Genomic DNA, 25,111 nt, shown 5'->3' with positions numbered 1-25,111 from the left:
ATTTGTCAAAGGCTGAGAATAATGCCGACAAAGCATCTCCGAGTGCAACTCTGACCGGGATGCGGAAGGGATGCTGTTGCATTTTTATAATTCCGTGGTATTATGTATTTAAAGAATCTTAAATTAAAGATATTAATAAGGGATTCTAGCGCAGTCTCTAGAGGGATTGCAGCCTAGTTTATAATGTGATTTTTAGGGTAGCCTATGGTCCTATTGGGCTATTCAATGGAATTGTAACATTCATGGTTGTATAACGAAATCTAACCATATATCCAATCGAAAGGAGACAATACAAATGGAACATACGCATATTTACCGCCAAGGAACTTCTCCGGAGGCACCAACCTTACTATTGCTGCACGGTACCGGGGGGAATGAGGAGGATTTGCTGCCGCTGGCCGAGATGATCTCGCCCGCATCGAATGTGCTCGGCGTTCGCGGAAATGTACTGGAGAACGGCATGCCAAGATTTTTCCGTCGTCTCGCTGAAGGCGTATTCGACGTAGAAGATCTCGTGCAACGCACGCAGGACCTGAATGAATTCCTGAATTGGGCAGCCGCCGAATACAGTTTTGACCGCAGCCGTATCGTAGCGGTTGGTTATTCGAACGGCGCCAACATTGCCGCAAGCCTGCTGTTCCACGAGGGAGATGCGCTGCAAGGGGCTATCCTCCACCATCCGATGGTTCCGCTGCGGGATAAGGTCTTACCGGATTTGACTGGCATTCCCGTCTTCATCGCGGCCGGTCGTCAAGATCCGATGTGCACCCCGCAGGAGAGCGAGGACCTGAATGAAATGCTAAGTGTGGCAGGGGCGGACGTGAAGCTGCATTGGGAGAACGGGGGGCATCAGCTGAGCCGTGCAGAGGTTGGGATGGCCGCTGCCTGGTTTAAGGAGAAGTTCCTCTAATACCAAGGATGCCATGATATGCCAAGCACCATGCATTCCTTACCTAATAAGTAAAAATGAAAGCGAATATGATCAAAATACCGTCAAAATGCTGGCGGTATTTTTTTTATACTTAACCCATCGAATAAGAATCGAGGGGGTCCGACATGGCACAGACAATGGAGACGATGAAGAAGCATGGCACCCAGCCTACGCGGGGACACAGATCCCGGGGATCCTTGCAGCGGGGTGAGAACCTATGGGGGATCGCATTCGTAAGCCCGATGCTGATCGGCGTCATCATATTGGTGCTGTTTCCGATATTGGCAACGCTTGTGCTGGGTTTTGCCGATTGGAATTTCGTTCAAGGCTGGGATGGCATTCAGTGGGTCGGGTTTCAGAACTTCCGCCAGCTACTGGAGGATGACATGTTTATCAAGTCGGTGCGCAACAACATCTTGTTTCTCTTGACGGTTCCGGTCTACATGATAATCTCGATGACGCTGGCCATCCTGATCGACCGGTTTGTCTATATGAAGGGCTATTTTAAAGTGGCCTACTTCATGCCCTACATATCTAACATCGTGGCGGTGGCCGTCGTATGGCAGGTGCTCTTCCAGCCGTCCTACGGGCCGATCAACGAAATCCTCCGGACGCTCGGGATATCCGATCCGCCCAAGTGGATCGCAGATCCGAATTTCGCGCTGATTTCCATCATGCTGATATCGATCTGGATCTCCATCGGCTTCAATCTGATTATCTATATCGCCGGGCTGCAGTCCATTCCGAAGGATCTGTACGAGGCGGCGGACATCGATGGAGCGAACGGGTGGACCAAGTTCAGACGCATTACGCTGCCCCTGCTGTCGCCAACGTCATTTTTCCTGCTGGTGACGGGCGTCATCTCCACGTTTAAGGTCTTTGATATCATTGCTGTTATGACCCAAGGCGGACCAATTGGATCGACAACCATGATGGTCTGGTATTTATACGATACGGCATTCGTCAACCTGAAGGTTGGTTACGCATCGTCCATTGCCGCGGTTCTGTTTGGTTTTGTCATGCTGATTACGCTGGGTCAGTGGGCTGCTCAGAAGAAGTGGGTCAACTACTAGGAAGGAGGGCGCTATATGGGGACAAGAGTCGGCGTCGACTGGCGCAAGCTCATTGTTACGATCGCGATGTTTGCGGTGAGCATTCTGTTTCTCCTTCCTTTTATATGGATGCTGGTTACATCCTTTAAGGTGGAGAAAGACGTATTCGTATATCCGATCCAGTGGATTCCGCAGGAGTGGAACGCCATCGAGAATTATAAGGAGGTATGGTTCGGTGATTATCCCTTCTATCTCTATTACTGGAACTCGATCAAGGTCAGCATACTGACCACAATCATCTCGGCCATGGTATCCGCTCTGGCGGCCTACGGCTTCTCCAAAATCCGGTTCGCCGCAGGCAATTGGCTGTTCATCATCGTGCTGGTTACCTACATGATTCCGGGCCAGGCCATCCTGATCCCGCAGTTTATTCTGTACCGCAACATCGGGCTGTTCGATAACCATTTCGGCCTCATTATGCTGGGAAGCTTCAGCGTGCTCGGAACGTTTATGCTCAGGCAATTCTTCATGGGCGTGCATCAGGAATTCATCGAATCCGCCAAAATCGACGGCGCGAACCATCCGCGAATCTTCTGGTCGATTGCACTGCCGCTGGTGAAGCCCGCTGTTGCCACGTATGCGATCCTGCGTTTCATCTGGACGTGGAACGATTATCAGAATCCGCTCATCTTCCTGCGGACGGACCGGCTGTTCACGATTCCGCTGGCGATGCAGAAATTCACGTCCTTGAGCGGAGAATTCTATTCCCTGATTATGGCTGCTGCCGTGTCGGCGATCTTCCCGTTGCTAATCGTTTTTATCATCGGCCAGAAGAGTGTCATCGAGGGCATCGCGCTGGGCGGGGTCAAGGGTTAAGAGCCCCGGGAATGAATGGGGTAAAAATAGTTCCAACATCAGTAAAGATTGTTTTATGGTTAAGATGTAAGCGCTCTATATAATGGGGATAGTACAGCTAGAATCGTCACGACCTTACATACCGATATTGATATCAATGGGGAGGGTTATAGACAATGATGAACAAGAAATGGTGGTCAGGCGTTCTTACGGCTGCAATGGTGATCGGCCTGCTGTCCGGCTGCGGCGGAGCGAAGGAGAATGCGGCGCAAGAGGGTTCCGAACAAGGCGGGGGCAAGACTAATCTGAGGCTTTACACCTATGGCACGGAGGAAGCTTACAATTGGAAGAAAACGATCCAAGCCTATGAAGAGGCAACGCCTGGCGTGACCATTGAGCTGGTCCAGCTCAGCGAGAAGGGGGATACGCAGGAGGCGTTCAAGAAGCTCGACCTGGAGGCGGCATCTTCGGCCCAGATGGACATTCTGATGTTCAGCGATCCGGCGGGTTACGCGCAGCGGGTGGCGCTCGGCATGGCCGAGCCGCTGGATGACTTCATTGCGAAGGACGGCTACAGCGTGGAAACGGATTATAAAGTAGATACACGCCTCGACGGCAAAGTCTACGCGCTGCCCGGCAAGTTCAACCCGTGGTATGTGCTGCTGAACAAGGATCATCTGGAGGAAGCGGGACTGCCGGTTCCGACGGACTGGACCTGGGACGAATATGCGGATTATGCCAAAAAATTGACCCAGGGCGAAGGAGCGTCAAAGCGCTACGGAACATACTTCCATGGTCCGCAAGGGGGAGGATGGCTGGAGTTTCTGAAGCTGATGATGGCGAATCAGCCTCAAGATACCGATTATTTGAAGGCCGACGGCTCTTCCAATCTGGATAACCCGACCTTCAGGAAGACGCTGGAGCTGCGCGTGCGGATGGAGAAGGAGGACCAATCCTCGGTGCCGTACACGGACATGATCTCCCAGAAGCTGAATTACCGGACGCAATTCTTCAATCAATCCGCAAGTATGATCACGATTGGCAGCTGGATGAATACGGAGATCGGCGGAACGGATAAAGTGCCGCTGGACTTCAATGTCGCCGTTGCCCCATTCCCGAAAAACGAGAAAGGCGATCCGACGGGGCTTACGCCGGTCACCACGGATTACGTGGCGGTGGCGGCTAAGTCCAAGCATAAGGAAGAAGCTTATAAATTCGTCCGTTGGTACACAACGGAAGGGCAAATCGTGCAGGGCAAGAACATTCCGGCCTGGCAGCAGGTGAAAACTGAACAGGTGGAAGAGATTATCGACACCATTCTGTCGGCCACGAAGAGTCCGGAGAAGGTAGACAAGAAATCGCTTGTGGACACCTTGGTCGCTTCGAAGGCCTCTGCCATCGTGCCTCCGGCACCTTATCAGGCGGAAGTGTACGAGGCGGTGAACGAGGAGTACGAGAAGCTGATCCTGGGCAATCAGGATATCGACCAGACCGTTGCGAATTCGCAGGACCGAGTGAACAAAATTATAGAATCCAACAAAAAATGATCTGGTATAATAGACAAAAAAATCGGGACGGAATTCTTCGTCCCTTTTTTTGAATTCGCGTACATCATTCCCGTCACGCCATACCCGAGGTGGATCCTATGCCCGCACGACTCAAGAGCCTGATCCCGAGCTCCATCAGGCATAAGCTGATATTAGCTGCCATCACCTGCATCGTCGTTCCCGCCATCGTCAGCTTGATTCTGTATAATTCGTTAACGAAGGAAGCCTTGCGGCAGCAGGCGGTATCCAACGCAAGCGATGCCCTTCAGCTGGTCCGCGGATCGGTGACGAATCTGCTTTTAAGCAAAATCAATATCGCCAACTATATACAGATGAATTCCGGGTTGAATTCTTACTTCAAGCAGGTGGTCTCCGGCAACGAAGACCCGGATCCTTACCGCAGATTTATGGACTCCAACCGGGTTTTGGAGCATCTTTTCAGCTTGACGGTGGTCGGAGAGAAAAGTTATGTGACCGTCATCCTGGAGAACGGCTCCTATTACATGAATTATTCCGTAAGCGATTACAATCCGCTCGATTACAGGCAGCGGCCTTGGTTCAGCCGGATTTCGGAGCTGCAAGGCTTGGAGTCTCTATGGACGGAGCCGGAGGCGACGATGTTCCTCCCCGACCAAATCGATCATCCGACGCAGCTATCGGTGGTGCGTACGCTCAGGCTGCCGGATTCCGAGATATATGGCTACGTGATCGTGACGTTCATGGAGGATCAGATCAGTGGGATCTTCAACTCCCTTTCGGAAGGCAACGATATGGTGCTGCTGGATGCCAAGGGAACGATCGTTTCCGGCAGTTATCAGAACCAGATCGGAACGACCTTTTCTTATCTTGATGAGTTGGATCAAGATAAGCCGTATTCGATCGTACCGATGAAGGGGGAGAAACAGCTGATGGTACACCAGGACATTCCGTTTGCCGGATGGCGCCTGGTGCTGATGCAGCCGTACAAGGATGCGATCGTCAATATCAACTCGATTTTTAACCAGGTGTTCTGGTTTCAGATGTGCTTCTTTCTGATCTTTCTGCTGCTGCTCATTGCCCTTGTCCGCGCGTTTACGAAGCCGTTGGTCAAGCTCGGCAAGGTGGCAACCGCCGTGCAGCGCGGAAACCTGGAAGTGAGGTCGAATGTTCATGGCAATGATGAGGTTGGTCGGCTCGGTCATTTATTCGACGACATGCTGGACCGGTTCAAAGCCATGATATCGGAAATATCCGAGAACCAGGCGAGAAAACGAAAAGCGGAGCTCCGAATGCTCCAAGCCCAGATTCATCCCCACTTTCTGTTCAATGTCCTGAATTCGATCCGGATGAAGGTCATGAAACGGGGCGATCCCGAAAGCGCCAAGATGATAGGCTCCCTGTCCGTGCTGCTCCGCATGACGATCAGCCGCGAGGAGGACGAGATTGCGCTTCACGAAGAAATCGACCTGATCTCGCATTATGTGGCCCTGATGAACCTCAGGCAGAAGGAGGAGGTCAGGCTGGAGCTGGATATCGCGCCGGAGGCTTTCCTCTTTAAGGTGCCGCGCTTTTTCCTGCAGCCGATCGTGGAGAATGCGTTAATCCATGGGCTCAACCAGCAGGCAGGGATGATCCGGATTGCAGCCGTCATGAAGGGCAGGCACCTCGTGCTGGCGGTGAAGGACGACGGCATCGGCATGGATGAAGCCATCAGGGAGTCGATTGCCCGCAGAATCCAAGGCGGCTCCGCCGGTTCCTCGACGCAGGAAGAGGCAAGCGGAGGCAGTTTCTCCCATATCGGTCTTCAAAATGTGATGGAACGGATGAGTATGGTGTTCGGCGAGGCTTTTCAATGTCACGTTTACAGCGAGCCTGGCCAGGGAACGGTGATCGAGATGTTTATACCGGAAAGAGGGAATGCGGATGTATAACGTGATGCTGGTGGACGATGATTATCCCGTCATCGAGCTGTTGTCGGAGGCCATATCGTGGAATGAGCTGGGTTTGAATCTGATGGGAAGTTATGAGAACGGCATGAGTGCCTGGGAGGATGCGAGGTCTACGCCTCCGGATATTCTGATTACGGATATCGGCATGCCCAAAATGAACGGGCTCGAGCTGTCCGCACGCATCAAAGAAGTGAAAGCCGATGTGCGGATCGCCATTTTGTCCTGCCATAACGAATTCCAATATGCCCAGCAGGCTATGCGCCTGAACGTGCAGGATTATCTGCTGAAGGACACGCTCGATCCCGAGGAGCTGGCACAGCTGCTGAGGCGCTTCAAGCAGGCAATGGACGAGGAAGCACAGAAGGGCTGGGAGCGGTCGCGGATGATCCATCTGGTGGACGAATCCAAGGAGCTGCGGAAGGAGCAGAGCCTCAAAAATTTCATACACCAGCCCCTGCTGTCACCCGAAAAATGGCGGCATGAGCTGTCGGAGTACGGGATATTGAAGCCGGGTTCTCACTGCCTTCCCGTCGTCGGGCATCTGGAGGATGTCCGGGATATCAAGCACCGCTTCGCTTCCAACCAGACGCTGCATTTTGCCCTGGGCAACGTGCTGCGGGAGGTGCTGGAGCAGCTGAATCCGAGTGCGGTCCATGTCATATACGATGCAAAGTCTTCGCTGCTCCTGTTCTCGTACCGACCCGGCTTGGGCAGCAACATTTACGATGATGCCGCCGCCTGCCTGAAGGAAGTGCAGCGGACGCTCGAGCGCGTGCTGCGAATCCGCATGTCGTTCCTGATCGGCCGGGGCTGCGCTGATCCAGAAAGTTTAAAGGCAGGGCTCAATGGACTGTTGGCCAGCCGGCAGCAACGATTCTATCTGGAGCCGCAGGAGATATCGAAACTGAACGGAGCGCTTGAACAGAACAGTCTGCATGGGGATCCCGATCTCTTCATTTATTATGACCGGGCCAGCTCGGAGCTGCGGGAATCGCTGCTCGGCAAAGAGGGTTCCGGCGCGGTGCGCGATACGGTCGATCGGTGGATCGCATCGATTCAAGGCAAGCGGTACGCACCGGAATCGGTCAAGGACTGGGTGTTGAAGCTTCTGCTGGATCTGAAGCTGAGGCTTCATCTTCTGCATTCGCTGTCACCCGCTTATACGGCCGATGCGCTGCACAAAGAGATCATGGACATGGATTCCTTGAACGAGCTGAAATCCTGGCTTCACGATTATTTGGAATCCACCATGCAGGCTATGGATCGGGGATTCGGGGGCAGCAGAAGATCGGAAGTGGCGGAGGCCTGCAAATACGTGTCCCTTCGGCTTGACCAGAGGATCACGCTGGATGAAGTTGCGGGCTGTCTGCACCTGAATCCGAGCTATTTCAGCCGCATGTTCAAGAAAGAAACGGGGGTCACCTTCATCGAATACGTCACCCGGATGAAGATGGAGCGAGCCAAGGAGCTGCTGCGGCAGACGGACCGCACGGTCGGGGAAATCTGCGAAAGTCTGGCTTACGACAATGTGAGTTATTTCAGCAAGACATTCAAGGCTTATGCGGGGGTGACCCCTGTAGAGTTCCGGAACGGTTGAACGGGAGATGAAATGGGCGTCTGAACGGGCGCCGAAATGGGGAGGAGGCCTTAGTCCGATGAACAGGATGCAGAAGCTGACAACGATTGTGAACGGGATGGCTCCCGCCGATCGGCGGATGTATTACCAAGGCAGGGACCAGAGATCCTTCTGGGAAGGCATTCGGCGAAGCGGAGATTACGAGCAGGACATATCCGAGATTCGCGAGGAAGGGGAACGGCTGCTGTCTGTCCCGAATCCGCCCCTGACCTATGACCTATTCACCCGGTTTGCCCGGCATGGAACGAGGCTGGACTATGAGAAGGTCTATTTCGAGCGAAGGCTCCGGTTGAATACGTTTGCCCTGCTGACCCTTCTCGAGCCTGATAGGGAAGGGTACCGGACGGCTCTCCAGGAGATGATCTGGTCCATCTGCGATGAGTATACCTGGTGTTTACCGGCGCATCTGAACACGGAATCGCCGGGCGGCATCAAAGGGACAATTGATCTGTTCAGCGCCGAGACCGGGTTTACCCTCAGCGAAATCCGCATGCTGCTGCGGGACCATCTGCCTTCGCTGCTGATCTCTAGAATCGAGGAGGAGGTTGAAGCGCGGTTGTTCACCCCTTTCCTAAGTCATGAGCACGGCTGGGAGACCGCGACGCATAATTGGTCTGCCGTCTGTGCCGGTTCCATCGGCTCTGCCGCGCTGCTGCTTATGGAAAGAGGGGAATCTCTTGCGAAGATTCTGCTGAAGACGGAGCGGTGCATGGACTATTATCTGCAGGGCTTTGGCCCCGATGGAGCTTGTCTGGAAGGGCTGGGATACTGGAATTACGGGTTCGGGTATTTCGTGTATTATGCCGATTTGCTGCGCAAGCGCACCCGAGGCGAGATGGACTGGTTCCGTGCCGAGAAGGTAGGCCGCATCGCCTTGTTTCAGCAAAAGGGCTTTTTGGCAGGCAAGGCCGTCGTCAACTTCTCCGATTCGCAACCGGAAAGCAAGGTGCACATCGGCTTGTCTCATTATCTGGCCGGATTGTACGGAGACTTCGAGTTTCCGCCGCAGTCTCTCCGGTCGGCTTACCGCGACGACCATTGCAGCCGCTGGGCTCCGGCCTTGCGCAACCTGATCTGGCGGAACCCCTTGCTGGCGGGAAGCGATTGGGGAGAGGCGAGTTATTATTTGCCTGATGCCCAGTGGCTGATCTCTCGCAGCTCCCATGGAGACGAAGTGTACGCGTTTGCCGCCAAGGGCGGCAGCAACGGCGAGCCGCACAACCATAATGATCTCGGGCATTTTATCCTGTACGGCGCCGGGGAAGTATGGTGCCCGGACCTCGGCTGCGGCGAGTACACGGCGGAGTATTTCGGCGAAGGACGGTATGGCTATGATTGCAACGGCTCCCAAGGACACTCCGTGCCGATTATCGACGGCCATTACCAGCGAGAGGGCCCGGATAGCGCTGCGGTCGTACTCGAAGCGGTGAATGGCGAAGCCGTGGATCGGCTTGCGCTTGAGCTGACCTCGGCCTACCGGGTTCCGGCGCTTCGTGCATTCACGAGGACGCTGGAATGGAACAAGAAGGGGAATCGGCCAGAGCTGACGCTAAGCGACCGGTTTACGTTCGATTCACCCCCGGAGAGTCTGGTGGAGCGGATCGTCACCAGGAAACAGCCCGAGCTGGTGCTGATGGATGGCCGGCAGGTTGTTAGGTTGCGGGCACCGGGTACTTATGAGCAAGCAGAGGCAGGAGGATCAGAAGTTGTTCAGGCCTTAGATGACAGGCCAGGCCTGCTGATCCAATATGACAGCAAGCTAGTGGAGCCTGAGCTGACAAGCCATGTCTTCCGTGACCACTTCGGCCAGGAATCACCTTGGTATGCCGTTGATTTTAAAGTGAAGACCCCTGGTTTACATGCGAATATCGACTTTAGATTTCAATTCATATGAACAGAGGAGTGGAGAGGAATGAAAACGGAGATCGCTTTGGATTGGTGGACGGAGGCCTGGGAGAAGTCGGTTGCGAAGACACGGCGAAACGTAACGCGGATTGGGGCGGGGTTTCCGCATGCCAGCCAGAATGGAGTCTACCAGCTGGAGCCGCCGCATTGGTGGACGGCCGGCTTTTGGCCTGGGATGCTGTGGCTTCTGTACAACGACAGCGGCCGGGCGGAGTTTAGAACGACCGCCGAGCAGTGCGAGCTCATTTTGGATGACGTGCTGAACCAATATGTACGACTGGATCACGATCTCGGCTTCATGTGGACGTTAACGAGTATGGCTTCCTACAAGCTGACCGGCAGCGAAGAGTCCAAGGTACGCGCGCTCAAAGCGGCTAACTACCTGGCTGCACGCTTCAACCTGAAGGGCCAATACATTCGAGCCTGGAATCCATGGTCGGAAGGGGAGGATAACGCCGGGCTTGCCATCATCGATTGCGCCATGAATACCCCCTTGTTGTTTTTGGCCTCCGAGATTAGCGGTGATCCCCGCTACCGGCATATTGCCGAAGCCCATATGGACACGGTGGTCCGGGACTTCGTCCGGCCGGACGGTTCCGTATATCATATCGTTCGATACGATCCGGCTACCGGTGAACGTGTGGAAGGGATCGGCGGGCAGGGCTTTGCGCCCGAATCCGCCTGGTCCAGGGGGACGGCGTGGGCGATCTACGGCTTAACGCTTGCCTACCATCATACGGGCAAGTCGATATACCTCGATACAGCCAAAACGGTAGCACATTTCTTTCTGGCGAACCTTCCGGAAGACCATGTGCCATACTGGGATTTCCGCGCGCCGGATGAAGCCCGCATCTACCGGGATTCGTCCGCCGGAGCCTGCGCCGCCAGCGGGCTGCTGCTTCTGGCCGACAAGGTGGATCAGGGACAGGCAGCCGTATACCGGGAATCCGCGGTCCGGATTTTGGAATCGCTGTACCGGAATTACGGTACATGGGACAACGATGGGGAGGAAGGCTTGATTCTTCATGGGACCAGTCATTATCCGGAAGGACGGAATATCGACGTGCCCTTAATTTATGGCGACTTTTTCTTTGTGGAAGGCGTGGCGCGGCTGAGAGGGAAGGGGCCGTTTTACTGGGAATGACGTAAAAAAAGTACATGCGAGTAAGAGGATAAGAGAAGAAGAAGCACTGGGAAATGGATAGTAAGGTAGATTCTACAGAATAACAGAAGCATGCCGGAAATGGAGTGAGAATGGAAGATGAGCATACAAGCAACGGGGAATCCCGATGGCGGCTTGACCCATCCGGTTGCCCGGAATCCGCTGCGGACAAGAGACGATGTGCAGAAAGCACTCACCCAACTGCTCGAGCCTCTGAATAAACGGTACAGCGAGGGGCAAGCACGATTAATCCTTGAACGATCGGGAGCCGACGCCTATTCCGATATTGCGGAGATGGAGGGTTTCTCGCGAGTCCTGTGGGGACTCGTACCCGCCGTTGCCGGCGGATCCCATGAGGATCTGTGGGAACTGTCTCTCCAAGGGATACGTTCAGGGACGGATCCGACGCATGCGGAGTATTGGGGAAAGGTGAATGATTATGACCAACGGCTGGTGGAGATGGCGGTATTCGGATTGGCCTTCGCCCTCATTCCGGAGCGAATCTGGCAGCCGCTGAACGAGAAGGAGAGGACAAACCTCTATCAGTGGCTCGATCAGATCAATTATCACCCTTGTCATGATTGCAATTGGTTGTTTTTCCATGTATTTGTCAACGTTGGCTTCCTCAAAGCAGGCTTGCCGCACGATGCTGAGCAGCTGGAGAACAATCTCCAGCGCATTGAGGAATTCTATCTGGATGCAGGTTGGTACAGCGACGGAATCGGGGGGCACAGCGATTATTACGTGCCGTATGCCTTTCATTTCTACGGCCTGATCTATGCGCAGCTGATGGGAGAGGAGGACCCGGAACGCGCAGGGCGCTACAGGGAGCGGGCGGCGTTGTTTGCCCGCGATTTCGTCCACTGGTTCGCCCCCGACGGGGCGGCCGTTCCTTATGGGCGCAGCTTGACGTACCGCTTTGCCCAGTCGGCGTTCTGGTCGGCTGCGGCCTATGCCGGACTGGAAGGGTTTCGTCCGGGTGAGCTAAAAGGGCTGATCCTGAGAAATCTCAGATGGTGGTTTCAGCAGCCTATATTCGACCGGGACGGCGTGTTGACGATCGGCTACGCGTACCCAAACCGGATCATGTCGGAGAATTATAATGCGGCCGGCTCCGTGTACTGGTCGCTGAAGATGTTCCTGATCCTGGCTTTGCCGGACGAGCATCCGTTCTGGACGGCCGAGGAGCAGGAGCTGCCGGAGACGGGAGATATTTCGGTTCAGGAGCAAGCGCATCTGGTGTTTTGCCGGGATCAGCAGACCGGCCATGTGGCCGCGTTCAATACGGGCCATCCGTCTACGAACGAGCATACGCATACTTCCGCCAAGTACGAGAAGTTTGTTTACTCAACCGCCTTTGCATTCAGCGTTCCGAGGGCGGAATGGGGACTGGCCCAGGGGGCTTACGATTCCATGCTGGCGCTTAGCGAAGGTGATCGGCTGTTCCGGGTCAAGCGCTTATGCGAAGAAACATGGATTCAGGAGCATGTGCTGTATGCACAATGGAAGCCGTGGAGAGACGTGGAGGTCCGGACCTGGATAGCTGCGGGGCTCCCTTGGCATATTCGCATCCATCGGATCAGCACGGGAAGAATGCTTGATGCTGCAGAAGGCGGGTTTGCTTTAGGCTTGGGATCTCTAAACAGCTCCATGGCGGGAGAAGGGGCAGCATCAGCTTCCGGCACCTTCGGTACGAGCGCTATCTATGGCATGCTCGGTTACGATACGGCAGAGCTCATCTATCCCCATGCCAATACCAATCTCCTGCGTCCCCGCACCGTCATTCCTACGTTGATGGCGGCGCTCGAACCCGGAACCCATTGGCTCATATCGGCTGTACACGGCGATCCAGGTCCTTACGTCGTTGAAGAGCCTTCCATGGTTGCCGTAACAAAGGGTCTGGGTGTAGAGATTGGCCAGCGTGAGATTGAAATAACGACACAGACGGGGAAAGTCATCGTGATTCCGATGGACTGAAGGGCATGCCCTCATTCGCCTTCATATAAATCTAAACCACAAAAGCCGGGGGATTGATAACCCCGGCTTTCGTGCGCTTCATATAAGCACCTCATCCTCCCTGATCGTGGCGATGGGCTGCAGAAATTGGTGATTAAAGGGCCGCAGCTCTGTCCCTGCCCGAGCTTTATTCACCCAATCCGGGTTGACCAAGGCGCTGGTGCCGATCGCAGCGAAATGCGCATGGCCAGAAGCCAAGATTCGTTCTGCGACCACCGGCTCGCCGAGTTTGCCGTTCGCGATGACGGGAACGCCGCCGTATGTTGCGGCAAGCTCGGCTAAGGTGGTCTCGCCTTCAGCGAAAGCGGGGGCGTAAGCTTTGTACTCCGTCGTGTGAATGTAAGATGGTGAGGCCCCGCTCAATTTACCGAAAATTGTCTTAGCATCCTCAACTTCCTGAGCCCACTTATGATGGAAATCGTTCACCTTGCCCTGGGAAATCCGCACGCCAACGGTATAATCCGGGCCAACGGCTGCCCGAATGGCTTCCAACACCTCAACGACAATTCGAATCCGATTCTCCGTGGACCCGCCGTATTCATCCGTTCTGCGGTTGGTGTAATCGGTTATGAATTGATCGAGCAAATAGCCGTTTGCCGCATGGATTTCAACCCCGTCGAATCCAGCAGCCTTGGCGCGGAGTGCCGCTTGCGCAAAATCCTGGATCGTTTGTTTAATCTGAGGCTGCGTTAACTCCCGAGGGGTGGCGAATTCCCCGCTTCCTCCATGATCCTCAAGCATGGCGCCCACCGGCTTCACCGCTGAAGGCGCGACCGGGATGAATCGCTCATGCTGAACCAGGGCCCCGGCGTGCATCAGCTGCGCAATGATTTTACTTCCCTCCCGATGAACAGCTTCGATGACAGGCTTCCAGGACGCGGCCTGCTGGTCATTCGCCATGCCGGGTTGGTTGAGATAGCTTTGGCTCTGAACGTCATCCGGATAAAGGCCTTCCGTAATGATCAGACCGAACCCGCCCTTTGCGAATCTCTGATAGTATCGGACCATTCGGTCGTTTGCCAAGCCATTTGGCTCCGCGCTCGTTCTAGTCATGGGCGAGAGTACGGCCCGATTGGGCAATTTCAAAGATCCTAATGAAGCCTCGGTTAGCAGGTTGGGATATGAATGCATGGTTTTGTCCTCCTCATTGGTTGATCAGTCTTATGGCGACCGACGCTTGTTAGTGGGTATGTTCTGATTGTATTTCGCATGGTCTATACTGTAAAATGATAGAAATTAATACATGTATCAAAAAAAATGATACCAAGAAGGTGTGCTGGATGGACTTAACGGATCTGAGGACGATCGCCGTCATCGTGGAGGAAGGCAGCGTATCAGGTGCTGCCGAGAAGATGGGGTATGTGCAATCCAACGTGACGGCGCGCATTCGCAAGCTGGAGTCCGAGCTGGGTGTTCCTTTGTTCGATAGGCACCCCAAAGGAGTCACTCCCACGGAAAGGGGGCTCGTTCTCTATCGATATGCCAAGGAGATTCTAGACATGGCTGAGGAAGCCGTTGCCGCCGTGAAGGAGCCGCCCTATCCATGCGGTCCGCTTGTGATCGGCGTCGTGGAGACGATGGCGACATCGCCATCCTTTATTCAGGCCTTGTCCCACTTTCAACGAACCTATCCGGAGGTCGCGCTATCTCTCGTTAGCGGAACATCTCCACAGCATTATGAAGGCATGCTCAGCCGTAGATTGGACGGTGCGTTCATTACCGGTGATTATGATATGTCGCTGCTTGTGAGCGAGCTGGAAATCCGGGAGGAGGTGTCGCTGCTTGCTTCGTCGGTGGAATCCGAAGAAGAGGGGGCATTCAAGGCATTCGAACTAACGGGTGCTTCCTGGATCGTATTTCCCAAGGGATGTCCGTTCCGGAAGTCTAACGAAGAATGGCTTAGCAGCGAAGGGATCGCCGCAGCGAACATGATCGAAATCAGCACATTGGAAACGATGCTCAGCTGCGTACGGGCCAAACTGGGCTGCGCGCTTCTGCCGGCATCGGCGATTCCTTGGTCCGATCCAGGATTAAGTGCCTACCCCGTACCGGAAGAGTATCGCAGCGCCACGACCCGGCTACTTCGTCGCAATGAATCATTCCGCAGCAAGGCGTTTGCCGCTTTCGCGGAATGCGTCAGAGAAGCAGGCGGTCTGAATTCGACTGGAATTCAGGCCTCCTGATCTTGAAAACATCACCAGTTTCCGAAAGCTTGCCAGAAAAGGGCGGGATATTTTCATGAAAAGTGATACAATGATAGAAATACGTAAATGAGGGTAGCGGAAGGATCAACGTTTACCTGGCAGCGAAGTGGGAGTGTGATCGAGAGAATGGAAGAGACGTATACGGCAAAACGGGCAGTCAGCATGGAGGACATCGTACGCGCACACCACGTGCTTCGTGAAGTGATCGTGCGGACGCCACTGCAGCGCGACGCTGTGCTGTCAGCCAAGTATGACTGCGAAGTGTATTTGAAGCGCGAGGACTTGCAGGTGGTTCGCTCCTTCAAGATCCGCGGCGCTTACAATATGATTCGCAGCTTGTCAGACGAGGAACGTGGTAACGGGATCGTTTGCGCGAGTGCGGGAAACCATGCGCAAGGGGTGGCTTTCTCCTGTAATGCGCTGAATATTAGAGGCAAGATTTATATGCCGAGTACAACCCCGAATCAGAAGGTGAAGCAGGTGAAGCGTTTTGGCGGGGGCAGTGTCGAGGTCATTTTGACAGGCGATACCTTCGACGATGCTTATGCTGAAGCGATCAAGGCTTGTGATGAGTATGGCATGACCTTTATTCACCCGTTCGATGAAGCGAAGATCATCGCGGGCAACGGCACGATCGGGATGGAAGTTATGGAGGAGCTGGACGCTCCGGCTGATTATATGTTTGTCACCATTGGCGGCGGCGGTCTTGCCGCAGGCGTAGCAACATATGTCAAAACCGTCAGCCCAACGACGCAAGTCATTGGCGTTGAACCGCTCGGCGCAGCGTCCATGATCGAGGCCAAGAAGCAGGGTGAGGTGGTCACCATGCACGAGATCGACAAATTCGTGGATGGCGCAGCCGTTAAGCGTGTCGGGCAGTTGACCTACGATATCTGCTGCGAGCTTGTCGATGACATCGTGACGGTACCGGAAGGAAAAGCCTGCACCACCATCCTGGAGCTGTATAACGAAAATGCGATCGTTGTAGAACCTGCCGGGTCGCTGGCCGTGGCGGCGCTGGATATGAACCGGGACCGGATTCGCGGAAAAACGGTCGTATGCATCATCAGCGGCGGCAATAACGATATCGACCGGATGCAGGAAATCAAGGAGCGTTCCTTGATTTATGAAGGGCTGAAGCATTACTTCATGATCAACTTCCCGCAGCGTGCGGGAGCACTCCGCGAGTTTCTGGAAGAAGTGCTGGGTCCCGACGACGATATTGCACGCTTCGAATACACGAAGAAGCATAACAAGGAAGACGGGCCTGCCCTGGTGGGCATCGAGCTGTTAAGGCCCGAGGATTACGGTCCGCTGGTAGAGCGGATGCAGCGCAAGGGTCTGGATTATACAGAGCTGAACAAGAACATGAACCTGTTCAATCTGCTGATTTAAGAGGTACACAGGCCGCGATAAATAGACTCAGACCACGTATAAAAGCCGGATTCTCCTACAAACGGGAATCCGGCTTTTTTTCATAAGCTATTCATTAGGTTGTCGATCTTGTTTAACGTTGGTGAATGGTCTGTGGTTCGTTCGTCTAGTCAAGCGGAACCGCCTTCGCACGATACTGCTCCACTTCCTGGGTCAACTTGTCCTTGTTACTCTCAAGCACTTCAGACCAGGACTTCAGCTTTTTCAGGAGAGTGCTTTTGGAGACGGCGTCGCTGTCCTTGAGCACGCTATCGAAGGCTTGCCGCACTTCCGGATCAAGTAGATTGTCCTCGTACTTGAATAGCGGCGTATTGTTATAACCGTAGAATAAACTCAGCTCCGTAAAACGAAGCTTCAGCTTCACGTCAGCGGTCCGGTTTGATTTAGGATATGTCGTGATAAAAGCCTCCTGCGCGAGTCCGCGTTCAATGACCTCGGACCAAGGGATGACCAGGGCGGCATCACTGACCGCAGGCTTCTCGGACTCCACAATCATGATGTCGATGTAGGCTTGAAGATCCTTATTGATGTAAGGCTTATATGGTTTCAGTGTCGTATAGTCGATAATCGGGAAGATGACGCCTTCGGTCGTATACAGTCTGTAGCCGCTGTCCCGCAGATTGATGAGCACCTTCCGAAGCGTGTCGTCCTTGGCTTTGTTAATGGTCGTGTTAATCGGCTCCCCGAATTTGTACAGGTTCATCAGCTTATCCTGAATGCCGATTTCATACACCTTATCGGTTTTTGCCGGGAGTGCATCATTCATCGCGTTCTCCAGTTTGAGCACCAGCAGGGTCGCCTGATACGGGGTAACACTGCGGATATGCTTGGTGATGTAAGCCTTGGCATAAGCCACGTCAGTTTCCTTCAGAAGTTTACTCGCTTTGTTGTACACCGCATTGCCGAAGGCGGTAGCTTTGCTTGAAACTGCGGTTGAACCAGCTTGGGATACGGATGCAGGTGCTGCGTTAGCGATGACGCCGGTCTGGATCGTTAGAATAAGTGCAAGGATGGCAGCAATCGCGGACTTTTTGGATTTTGACATATATATTCCTCCCTTACCACACATTACCCTTATCCTATCATCTTCTATAGAACATTAGTTTACAATATACGAAAAAATATTAAAGATTTTGTTATGCGCAAGCCGCGAAATCATGACGAGTTTGTATTATTTGCTCGAAAAAAGAAGCTTCGTCCCGGCGATTCCGACCAGGAATATGACGAGACTGATCCATGGCGCAATCGTCAGAACCGGGAGCAGCCGCCCCAGCCACACGCCGGCAACCAGAATCAATACGGTGATGGCGACATAAATCCCCATATTGCGGACATTAATCTTGCGCTTGTCCTCCTCCGGCTTGAAGGTGTCGCTCTTCATCGATCTTAACAATGCGTGGATCAGCACATAGGAACCGCCTGCTATCAGAATCAGGGTAGAAATACGGACCTGCGTCATGCGTTCAACCGGTCCCCCGGCCCACATCGTGATGAACCCGACCAGCGCTTGGACGAAGAAAAACCAGGTTAAAGCAATCCATGGGATCATGAGATGGTATTGGAGACTGCTGAGGCCCTTCATTTTTGGCAGCTGCTCTACCAGCTCTTTGCAGTAGGATTCGGGATCGCTTCCGAATACGTCCTCGGCGCTTTTACCTTTGGATTGGGCGTCCAGCAGGTGCTGGGCGATTTCGAGCAGCAGCTCCTCGCCTTTTTGTTCCTGCACCGAGCTGCTGCGGATATAGACCACCATGTCCTGGTAATAGCTCAGGTTGTTTGGTTTCATGGCATCCTGGAGTCGATTGTTCTCTTTAATCATCTGTTTGGTATTCATGTTCACTGTCCTCCGCGGGTTAGAATGTGGTCCACACTATCTTTAAGCGTTCCCCAATGCTCCTTGAATTGTTGAAGAACCTGTCGGCCTTTGTCGGTTAAATTGTAGTATTTGCGTGGGGGCCCCCCGGCACCGGGCGCAGGCCGAAGTGTCCCTTCGATTAACTGCTCTTTCTGCATGCGAAGCAGCAGGGGATAAATGCTGCCTTCGCTCACAAACGTTAGCCCGCTGTCTTCCAGCAGCGTGCTAAGCTCATAACCGTATACCTCCCGATGCTCCATGAGCGAGAGAATGCAGCCTTCGAGAATGCCTTTTAGCATCTGACTTTGGGTGGTCATGAATAGGATTATCCTCCTTTAAGTATATTGCAATGCAAGGTAGTTGGTCGTGTGGAGGCTAGGGCTGCCAATTGGAATGATGAATGACGAGTGACAAACTGTCGACTACCTTGTTATGCAATATATCATACCAACAACACACTTGCAATGCAAGGTAGATTGAAAATTCCATGTCGTATTCGTGAACTAGGTATAATTCCGCCGTTCCTATTTCACAATAATAAGCATTCTGAATCTATAGACGACACCCTAATCACTTTAGGGATAAGAAGGAGGAGTTCTCAGGTGAGTGCTAACTTTTTTGACGATGAATTGCATGGGGGAGACGCTGTGCCGGCCAATGGGCAAGATGTTGTTGCAGGCAGCAGTACAGCGGATGGGATATTTGGCCAGCCTGAAGGGGGATACGCCTCCGAGGGTGATGAAACAGATCTGTCTGCATCAAGCTTATGGGAGAACGACCCCATCGGGAAGACCTGGATGAACGATTGGAGCGGGCGCGAAGAGACCCATGCCATGTTCCGCCAGAGCTACGAGTAAGGCTGAGAGTGCGGTGCGAAAGCTGGAAGGAACTATTAATTGAGGCGTGAAGAAATATGCCGCGTTTGTCGATCTGCCATGCGTTGACAATCCATAATCACGATGCTAAGATAAGTTTAATTAATTCATATTAAACTTATCGGAATTATTTATATTATGATTACGGCGTGTTATCGCAAGGAGGAATCGGCATGGAGCGGCAAATTACAATTCGGCATAATCAAGAGGAACTTACGGCAACCATCCATTACCCGTTGAAGGAAGCGGCCCAAGGAGGCCGGTGCAATCGGATCCCACTGGTCATTATCTGCCACGGCTTCGTTGGAAGTCGGATCGGCGTGGACCGGCTGTTTGTCAAAACGGCACGTGAGTTTGCCGAAGACGGGTACATGGTGATCCGGTTCGACTACATCGGATGCGGAGAGAGCTCGGGCAATTATGGCAGCGAGGGTCTCGATTCGATGATTGCCCAGACGCGTTCCGTCCTCGATTATGGACTAAGCTGCACCGATGTCGATCCGACGCGCATCACACTCATCGGGCATAGCTTGGGCGGCGCCGTCGCCCTGCAAACCGCCGTTCGGGATCGGCGGGTGAAGAATCTGATCCTGTGGTCTGCGGTAGGATATCCGTTCAACGATATCGTCAAAATCACCGGTCGCGATGTATACGACACCTCTGTCAAGTCGGGATCCGCCGATTATTTGGGATACTCGTTTACCCCGGTCTTTTTCGAATCGCTGGCACAGGGTCAGCCTTTCCAGGAAGCAATCAAGTTTACGGGCAATGTGCTGGTGATACATGGTACCTCGGATGAGGTCATTCCGGTGGATTACGCATTTTTGTACCAAAAAGTGTTCTGGATGCGCCAGGAAGGCCGCTGCGATAAGGAGATTATCTTCCAGGCCGATCACACGTACTCTGCCGGACCACAGCGCGAGCTGCTGCTTCAGCGGACACGGGACTGGTTGAACGAGCAGGAGAACATTCAGCAGGAATGGCAGCACTGGATGATTTAAGGGAGTTATTTGGCATAATGGGCGATTTAACGGTACAATAGAGTTGTCCCTTGATTTTGAAGCTGGAGGTGGCATCGATGACGTTACCTGCTTTATTTATTGCCCATGGTTCGCCGATGATGGCCCTGGAGGACAACGAGTACACCCGCTTCCTTGAGCAGTTGGGGCGGGAGCTGCCTACGCCTAGGGGCATAGCTGTATTTTCTGCCCATTGGGACGATCCGGATCAGCGGCTTACTGAAGACGCCGAGCATGGCACGATGCATGATTTTTACGGATTTCCCGAGGAAATGTACAAGATCACATATCCTGCTCCAGGCAGTGCAGAGCTAGCTGCTCAGATTCGTCAGCGTTTTGAGGCTAACAATCTGCATGCCAAAGCTGTGACCGGCCGTGGTCTGGACCATGGCGTATGGGTCATTCTGCGAAAAATGTACCCCGATGCGAATATTCCCGTGGTGGCCTTGTCCGTGGACTCCAAGCGCTCGCCGCACGAACAATATTCCATCGGTACGATGCTGTCCGATCTGCGTGAAGAAGGCATCCTGATTATCGGGAGCGGCGGTTTGGTGCACAATCTGCGGATGGTGCACGAGAGCGATGAGCCTGATGAATGGGCGGCTGCATTCGATGAATGGATCGCGGAGCAGCTGACGGAATGGAATCTGAATAATCTGTTTGCGTTTGACAAAAAAGCGCCTCATGCCAGCGATGCTGTCCCTTCTTATGGACGGGAGCATTTTGTCCCTTTGTTCTACGCAATGGGTGCTGCCGACAACGGCCGCAAGGCAAAGCGATTGTTTCAATCTTACCAATATGGCAGTTTGAGTCTGAACTGCTGGTCATTCGAATAATGAGATGCCGGGCTTGGTTTACAAGCTCGGCTTTTGTTGTGGGCCGATAAAAATGAGATGTTCAGGCGGGGTGGTGGGATGCACCTTAGCTCGATTGATTTTGCCGGAGAACAAGAACGTAGTGCCATAGATCTACACAAGCCCATGCAGTCTGAAATAAGATTGCATGGGCTCTTTTTTCGCCATGATCCGCAGGCGCTGCGGCTCTTTTTTTTGTATTCAACCAAACCCCAAAAAATTTTTCTACACAACCGTGTTGACATTATTGAACTACAGTTGTAGTATTGTATTGAAACTACATCTGTAGTTTGTAAATAAAAATTATCGGAGAGGAGTATTACCAAATGAAAGCAGCAACGAAAGTAGCAATCGCGACACTAAGCAGCATTTTATTAATGGGTTCTTCCGTAAACCTCGCGGCGAAGGCGCAATCCTACGAAAAAGCCCCAAAAGCTACTGTCAAGAAAGCAGCCGAAACAGCCAAGTCTATCTCTGCAGAGGAAAAAAAGCTTATCGAGGATGAGATCCAGAGAGTGAAGGAGTTGGCCCAAGAGTCGGGTGATATGTACGTTCTGTATCATAAGTACCCAAAATTAAATAGCGGATTTGATATTAGCTATTGGGGAGGGATACATGAATTCACTTCATACGAGGACTACTTGAAAAAAGCCTCAACTCTGAAGGGGTCCATCTTGAAGCAGCCTGCCAACCTGCCAAAGGGATACAAGTTTTTAACAGCGGTCATTGAAGGTCCGACCGAAGGAAAGTTCGTTGATGAAGTAAGGGCCGAAGGCAAGAAGAGCGGAAAGCCCATCTATGTGAAAAAGATCGATTGGAAAGAAGCGGCAACCATCCGTCTTAAATATGCGAGCGGAAAAGACACGCTGGGCTTTTCCAAGTATACGGTAGATTCGAAGGGAAGCAAGAAAAAAGGTTTCTTTGACGATAAGCTGCCGGCGCATGTCTTTCCAAAATACGTTTTTTGGTATGATGGCGGCAAATTCGAATACAGCATTTCAACCTCCTCTTTGGATATGTCCAGGAAACAGAAGGTCGAGATTTTGAAAGCAGCTGTGAAAAAATAACATTTGCGTCAGCTGCAGGACTTGCGGACAGGCCATACAGCTCTGGAAATAGGATGGCATGAGTTCTTTTGCAGATCAACATTCCCACAAGCGGTACAAGTATACTGCATGTAACTAAACCGAGAAAATTTTCTTCACCAAACATGTTGACATTATCAAACTACAATCGTAGCATTAACATAACTACACATGTAGTTTTATTGAATTGACATTGGAGGTTTCATGCATGAATCAAATACCACCGATTACGGATGCAGAACTGGAAATTATGCGCGTATTGTGGGCTAATCCGGACTGTCCTTCCAGCGAGGTCGTAAAGAAAATGACGGATCTGATGGGGTGGAGCCCCAATACAACTCGGACGCTCCTCAGTCGTCTGGTGCAGAAGGAAGCAGCGGGTGCGAAACTGGAAAAGGGTTCAAAGCGCACCCAACTATTTTATCCGATCATCAGCGAGCAGGAGTATCTGCAGTCTGAAACCAAATCCTTCATGAAAAAACTTTATGGGGGAGCTTTAAAGCCGATGCTGGCCAACTTTCTGCAGGATAAAAAACTGAATGCACAAGAAATCGAGGATCTGAAGGCTTTGTTTGACGAGAACAGCAGCGACGGGGAAACAGAAAAGAGAGAGCCCTGATGAGTCATACATTGCATGAAAATTTATTGTTGTTTTTCGGCTGGGTCATTCGCGGATCGTTCATGGCCGGCATCATGATCGTCCTTGTCCTGATGCTGCAATTTCTACTAAAAAACAAGATTGAAGCCAGATGGAGATACTGGCTTTGGTTTCCTGTGGCCATTCGCTTGCTGCTCCCTTGGGCCCCGGAATCCTCGCTTAGCCTATACAATGTTTTGTCTCTGGAGGCCATAGTGCCCGGCATTCATCAACAAACTCAAGTTTCACCGCTTTGGAAGGAAACGGGGAGAATAAGCGCGGCGATTCATGTTGAGCGCTCTATACACCCGGAAGCAAGCGGAACTTCGGAAGTACCTGCTCCATCCCTTGAATCGGGACCCGTGCAGAACAGCGGTTATTGGTGGAATGGGTTCAAGCAGATAGGCTTCACCAATATACTGATGTCGGTTTGGCTTGCGGGTGTGCTGCTTCTTGCCGTCAAAACGGTATACGACCAGCTTCGATTGAAACAAGCCCTGCGCACGGGCCGAAAAATAGATACGCCTTTTCTATTGACCGTGTTTCACGAGACAAAACAGCAATTAGGCGTGAAGCAAACCGTGCAGTTTGTAGCCAGCGAGCGAATTCCTGGACCTGCCGTGGTCGGTTTTAACAAACCGGCGATTGTCATTTCGCCCAGTCTGCTCATCACGCTGCAAAAGGATCAACTTCAATATATTCTGGCGCATGAGTTCGCACATATTCAGCGGCGGGACGTTGCAGTGAACTGGTTAATGCATATCATCCTGATCATTCATTGGTTTAATCCGTTATTATGGCTAGCCGTACATAAAGCGAGACAAGACCAGGAGATGGCCTGCGATGCATGCGCCTTGAATCGGATGAGCCCGCAGCAAAACAATGCATACGGACAAACGATCATCCATGTGCTGGACCATTTTTCAGGAAACCAACGTCAGCCGGGGCTTGCCGGCCTGTCCGCCACACATAAACAAATGAAAAGGAGACTTACGATGATTAAACATTTTCACAAAAAATCCTATCGCCTGTCCATTCTGGGGATGGGGATGATTCTCGCGCTAGGCAGCGTGACATTGGTTAATGCTAAGGAAAGCGATGCAGGGAACGTCACGTCAAAGGCTTCCGTGCAGTCGGAACAGGGTGGAGAAGTTGTCAATAACGTGCCGGATATTATCTATCCCAAGGGGGATATTGACCGCGAGCTTTACAAAAAAGAACTGGAAAAGGCCGAAAAGAAAGCAGAAGCAGCAGCCAAGGCTCTAACTCCAGAGGATAAGAAGTATATCGAAGCTGAGACCAATAGAGTGAAGAAGCTAAGCGAAGAGACAGGTGATATGTATGTTCTGTATCATAAATATAAGGATCTTAACAGCGGATTCGACTTAAGTTATTGGGGAGGTATAGAAAAATTCACTGCTTACGAGGACTACTTGAATAGAGCTTCCACGCTGGAGGGTTCTATTCTGAAGCGGCCTGCCAACTTGCCGGAGGGATATAAGTTTTCCAAAGCGAGAATTGAAGGTCCAACCGAAGGAAAGTTCCTTGATGAAGTAAGGGCCGAAGGCAAGGAGAGCGGAAAACCCATTTACGCGAAAAAGATAGACTGGAAAGAGGCGGCAACCATTCGTCTTGAATATACGAACGGGAAAGACACGCTGGTCATTTCAAAATTTATGTTGGACTCAGAGGGAAGCAAGAAGAAAGGGTTCTTTGAGGATGATTTCCCGGCGCATATCTATCCAAAATACGTGTTTTGGCATGAAGGCGGCTTTGAATACAGCATTTCAACCACATGGGATATGTCCAAGGAACAGAAGATCGATATTCTGAAAGCAGCGGTGCAGAAATAATATTTTGAGCAAGCTTTGGTCTTGGGTAAGCCCATGCAGTCCTGGAAGTAGGAGTGCATGGGCTCTTTTATACAACCGCTAAGGAAATGGTATGTCAAACGAGTTACGGCCTGGCCGTAACGGACCTCAGATCCGCTATTTTGGCTATCGGCACAGTATTGCAAGATTTATCGGACACAGAGCCCGATAAGTTGCCGATCAGTGACTTGGTCAGTCCTTAGGCCCAGCAGTATCGGACCACAGATCCGCTATTTTGGCAATAC

The 25,111-nt window shown here is 52.4% G+C and carries 21 protein-coding genes; 17 read left to right on the top strand and 4 right to left on the bottom strand.

The features are described 5' to 3' along the window. The first annotated feature begins 295 nt into the window (after nt 1-295). The 9 genes from M4D81_RS29930 to M4D81_RS29890 all read left to right on the top strand — a co-directional run bounded on the left by M4D81_RS29930 (nt 296) and on the right by M4D81_RS29890 (nt 12,993). Complete coding sequence (locus M4D81_RS29930; RefSeq protein ID WP_260069137.1) at nt 296-910, top strand: alpha/beta hydrolase; 615 nt, start codon at nt 296-298, stop codon at nt 908-910. Nucleotides 911-1,056: 146 nt separating this feature from the next. Beyond that, the gene (locus M4D81_RS29925; RefSeq protein ID WP_260069136.1) at nt 1,057-2,004 is read left to right on the top strand and encodes a carbohydrate ABC transporter permease; all 948 of its coding nucleotides are present in this window, start codon (nt 1,057-1,059) and stop codon (nt 2,002-2,004) included. A 15-nt stretch (nt 2,005-2,019) separates the two neighbouring features. Next, nucleotides 2,020-2,859: a carbohydrate ABC transporter permease gene (locus M4D81_RS29920; protein ID WP_260069135.1), complete on the top strand. Its 840-nt coding sequence runs from the start codon at nt 2,020-2,022 to the stop codon at nt 2,857-2,859. Nucleotides 2,860-3,014: 155 nt separating this feature from the next. Continuing rightward, the gene (locus M4D81_RS29915) at nt 3,015-4,385 is read left to right on the top strand and encodes an ABC transporter substrate-binding protein (protein ID WP_071221535.1); all 1,371 of its coding nucleotides are present in this window, start codon (nt 3,015-3,017) and stop codon (nt 4,383-4,385) included. Between the two features lie 98 nt (nt 4,386-4,483). Next, a complete protein-coding gene (locus M4D81_RS29910) occupies nt 4,484-6,295 on the top strand; it encodes a cache domain-containing sensor histidine kinase (RefSeq protein WP_260069134.1) in 1,812 nt (603 codons plus the stop codon). Beyond that, nucleotides 6,288-7,910: a response regulator transcription factor gene (locus M4D81_RS29905; RefSeq protein WP_260069133.1), complete on the top strand. Its 1,623-nt coding sequence runs from the start codon at nt 6,288-6,290 to the stop codon at nt 7,908-7,910. Before M4D81_RS29910 ends, M4D81_RS29905 begins: the two co-directional genes overlap by 8 nt. A gap of 58 nt (nt 7,911-7,968) precedes the next feature. Continuing rightward, nucleotides 7,969-9,843: a heparinase II/III family protein gene (locus M4D81_RS29900; protein WP_260069132.1), complete on the top strand. Its 1,875-nt coding sequence runs from the start codon at nt 7,969-7,971 to the stop codon at nt 9,841-9,843. 18 nt (nt 9,844-9,861) lie between these two features. Further along, complete coding sequence (locus tag M4D81_RS29895; RefSeq protein ID WP_260069131.1) at nt 9,862-10,998, top strand: glycoside hydrolase family 88 protein; 1,137 nt, start codon at nt 9,862-9,864, stop codon at nt 10,996-10,998. A gap of 117 nt (nt 10,999-11,115) precedes the next feature. Beyond that, the gene (locus M4D81_RS29890) at nt 11,116-12,993 is read left to right on the top strand and encodes a DUF2264 domain-containing protein (RefSeq protein WP_260069130.1); all 1,878 of its coding nucleotides are present in this window, start codon (nt 11,116-11,118) and stop codon (nt 12,991-12,993) included. Nucleotides 12,994-13,071: 78 nt separating this feature from the next. Here M4D81_RS29890 and M4D81_RS29885 read toward each other — a convergent pair whose 3' ends face one another. Further along, entirely contained in the window at nt 13,072-14,163 is a 1,092-nt protein-coding gene (locus M4D81_RS29885; RefSeq protein WP_260069129.1) for an NADH:flavin oxidoreductase, read from the bottom strand. A gap of 149 nt (nt 14,164-14,312) precedes the next feature. On the opposite strand from M4D81_RS29885, the gene M4D81_RS29880 reads away from it, so the two are divergent. Together M4D81_RS29880 and ilvA are read left to right on the top strand one after the other, a co-directional pair. Continuing rightward, nucleotides 14,313-15,215 (top strand): LysR family transcriptional regulator, encoded by a 903-nt coding sequence (locus M4D81_RS29880; protein ID WP_260069128.1) that lies wholly within the window; start codon nt 14,313-14,315, stop codon nt 15,213-15,215. A 147-nt stretch (nt 15,216-15,362) separates the two neighbouring features. Further along, the gene (gene ilvA / locus M4D81_RS29875; RefSeq protein ID WP_071221525.1) at nt 15,363-16,631 is read left to right on the top strand and encodes a threonine ammonia-lyase IlvA; all 1,269 of its coding nucleotides are present in this window, start codon (nt 15,363-15,365) and stop codon (nt 16,629-16,631) included. A gap of 145 nt (nt 16,632-16,776) precedes the next feature. Here the strand turns inward: ilvA and M4D81_RS29870 are convergent, their stop codons facing one another. The 3 genes from M4D81_RS29870 to M4D81_RS29860 all read right to left on the bottom strand — a co-directional run bounded on the left by M4D81_RS29870 (nt 16,777) and on the right by M4D81_RS29860 (nt 18,842). Beyond that, nucleotides 16,777-17,715 carry a hypothetical protein gene (locus M4D81_RS29870; RefSeq protein ID WP_071221524.1) on the bottom strand — a complete coding sequence of 313 codons (939 nt, stop codon included), beginning with the start codon at nt 17,713-17,715 and terminating at the stop codon, nt 16,777-16,779. A 126-nt stretch (nt 17,716-17,841) separates the two neighbouring features. Further along, nucleotides 17,842-18,504, bottom strand: a complete 663-nt coding sequence (locus M4D81_RS29865) for a DUF1129 family protein (protein WP_071221522.1) — start codon at nt 18,502-18,504, stop codon at nt 17,842-17,844. 2 nt (nt 18,505-18,506) lie between these two features. Beyond that, nucleotides 18,507-18,842 (bottom strand): PadR family transcriptional regulator, encoded by a 336-nt coding sequence (locus M4D81_RS29860; RefSeq protein WP_009592352.1) that lies wholly within the window; start codon nt 18,840-18,842, stop codon nt 18,507-18,509. Nucleotides 18,843-19,127: 285 nt separating this feature from the next. On the opposite strand from M4D81_RS29860, the gene M4D81_RS29855 reads away from it, so the two are divergent. The 6 genes from M4D81_RS29855 (at nt 19,128) to M4D81_RS29830 (ending at nt 24,848) form a co-directional block, all read left to right on the top strand. After that, nucleotides 19,128-19,382: a hypothetical protein gene (locus M4D81_RS29855; protein WP_071221520.1), complete on the top strand. Its 255-nt coding sequence runs from the start codon at nt 19,128-19,130 to the stop codon at nt 19,380-19,382. 191 nt (nt 19,383-19,573) lie between these two features. Next, on the top strand, nt 19,574-20,401 hold the full coding sequence (locus M4D81_RS29850) for an alpha/beta hydrolase (protein WP_260069127.1): 828 nt from the start codon (nt 19,574-19,576) through the stop codon (nt 20,399-20,401). A gap of 77 nt (nt 20,402-20,478) precedes the next feature. Next, on the top strand, nt 20,479-21,255 hold the full coding sequence (locus tag M4D81_RS29845; protein ID WP_071221518.1) for a DODA-type extradiol aromatic ring-opening family dioxygenase: 777 nt from the start codon (nt 20,479-20,481) through the stop codon (nt 21,253-21,255). A 344-nt stretch (nt 21,256-21,599) separates the two neighbouring features. Beyond that, on the top strand, nt 21,600-22,340 hold the full coding sequence (locus tag M4D81_RS29840) for a hypothetical protein (protein ID WP_260069126.1): 741 nt from the start codon (nt 21,600-21,602) through the stop codon (nt 22,338-22,340). A 226-nt stretch (nt 22,341-22,566) separates the two neighbouring features. Continuing rightward, nucleotides 22,567-22,977, top strand: coding sequence for a BlaI/MecI/CopY family transcriptional regulator (locus M4D81_RS29835; protein WP_071221516.1), 411 nt, complete (start codon nt 22,567-22,569; stop codon nt 22,975-22,977). After that, the gene (locus M4D81_RS29830) at nt 22,977-24,848 is read left to right on the top strand and encodes a M56 family metallopeptidase (protein WP_260069125.1); all 1,872 of its coding nucleotides are present in this window, start codon (nt 22,977-22,979) and stop codon (nt 24,846-24,848) included. The genes M4D81_RS29835 and M4D81_RS29830 overlap by 1 nt, the downstream gene beginning before the upstream one ends. Nucleotides 24,849-25,111 lie beyond the last annotated feature (263 nt).

Origin of the sequence: Paenibacillus sp. p3-SID867 (genome assembly GCF_025142895.1) — a bacterium.
GTDB lineage: Bacteria > Bacillota > Bacilli > Paenibacillales > Paenibacillaceae > Paenibacillus_AQ.
Note: the sequence above shows the minus strand (reverse complement) of the source record. Positions and strands in the feature narration are given on the sequence as shown.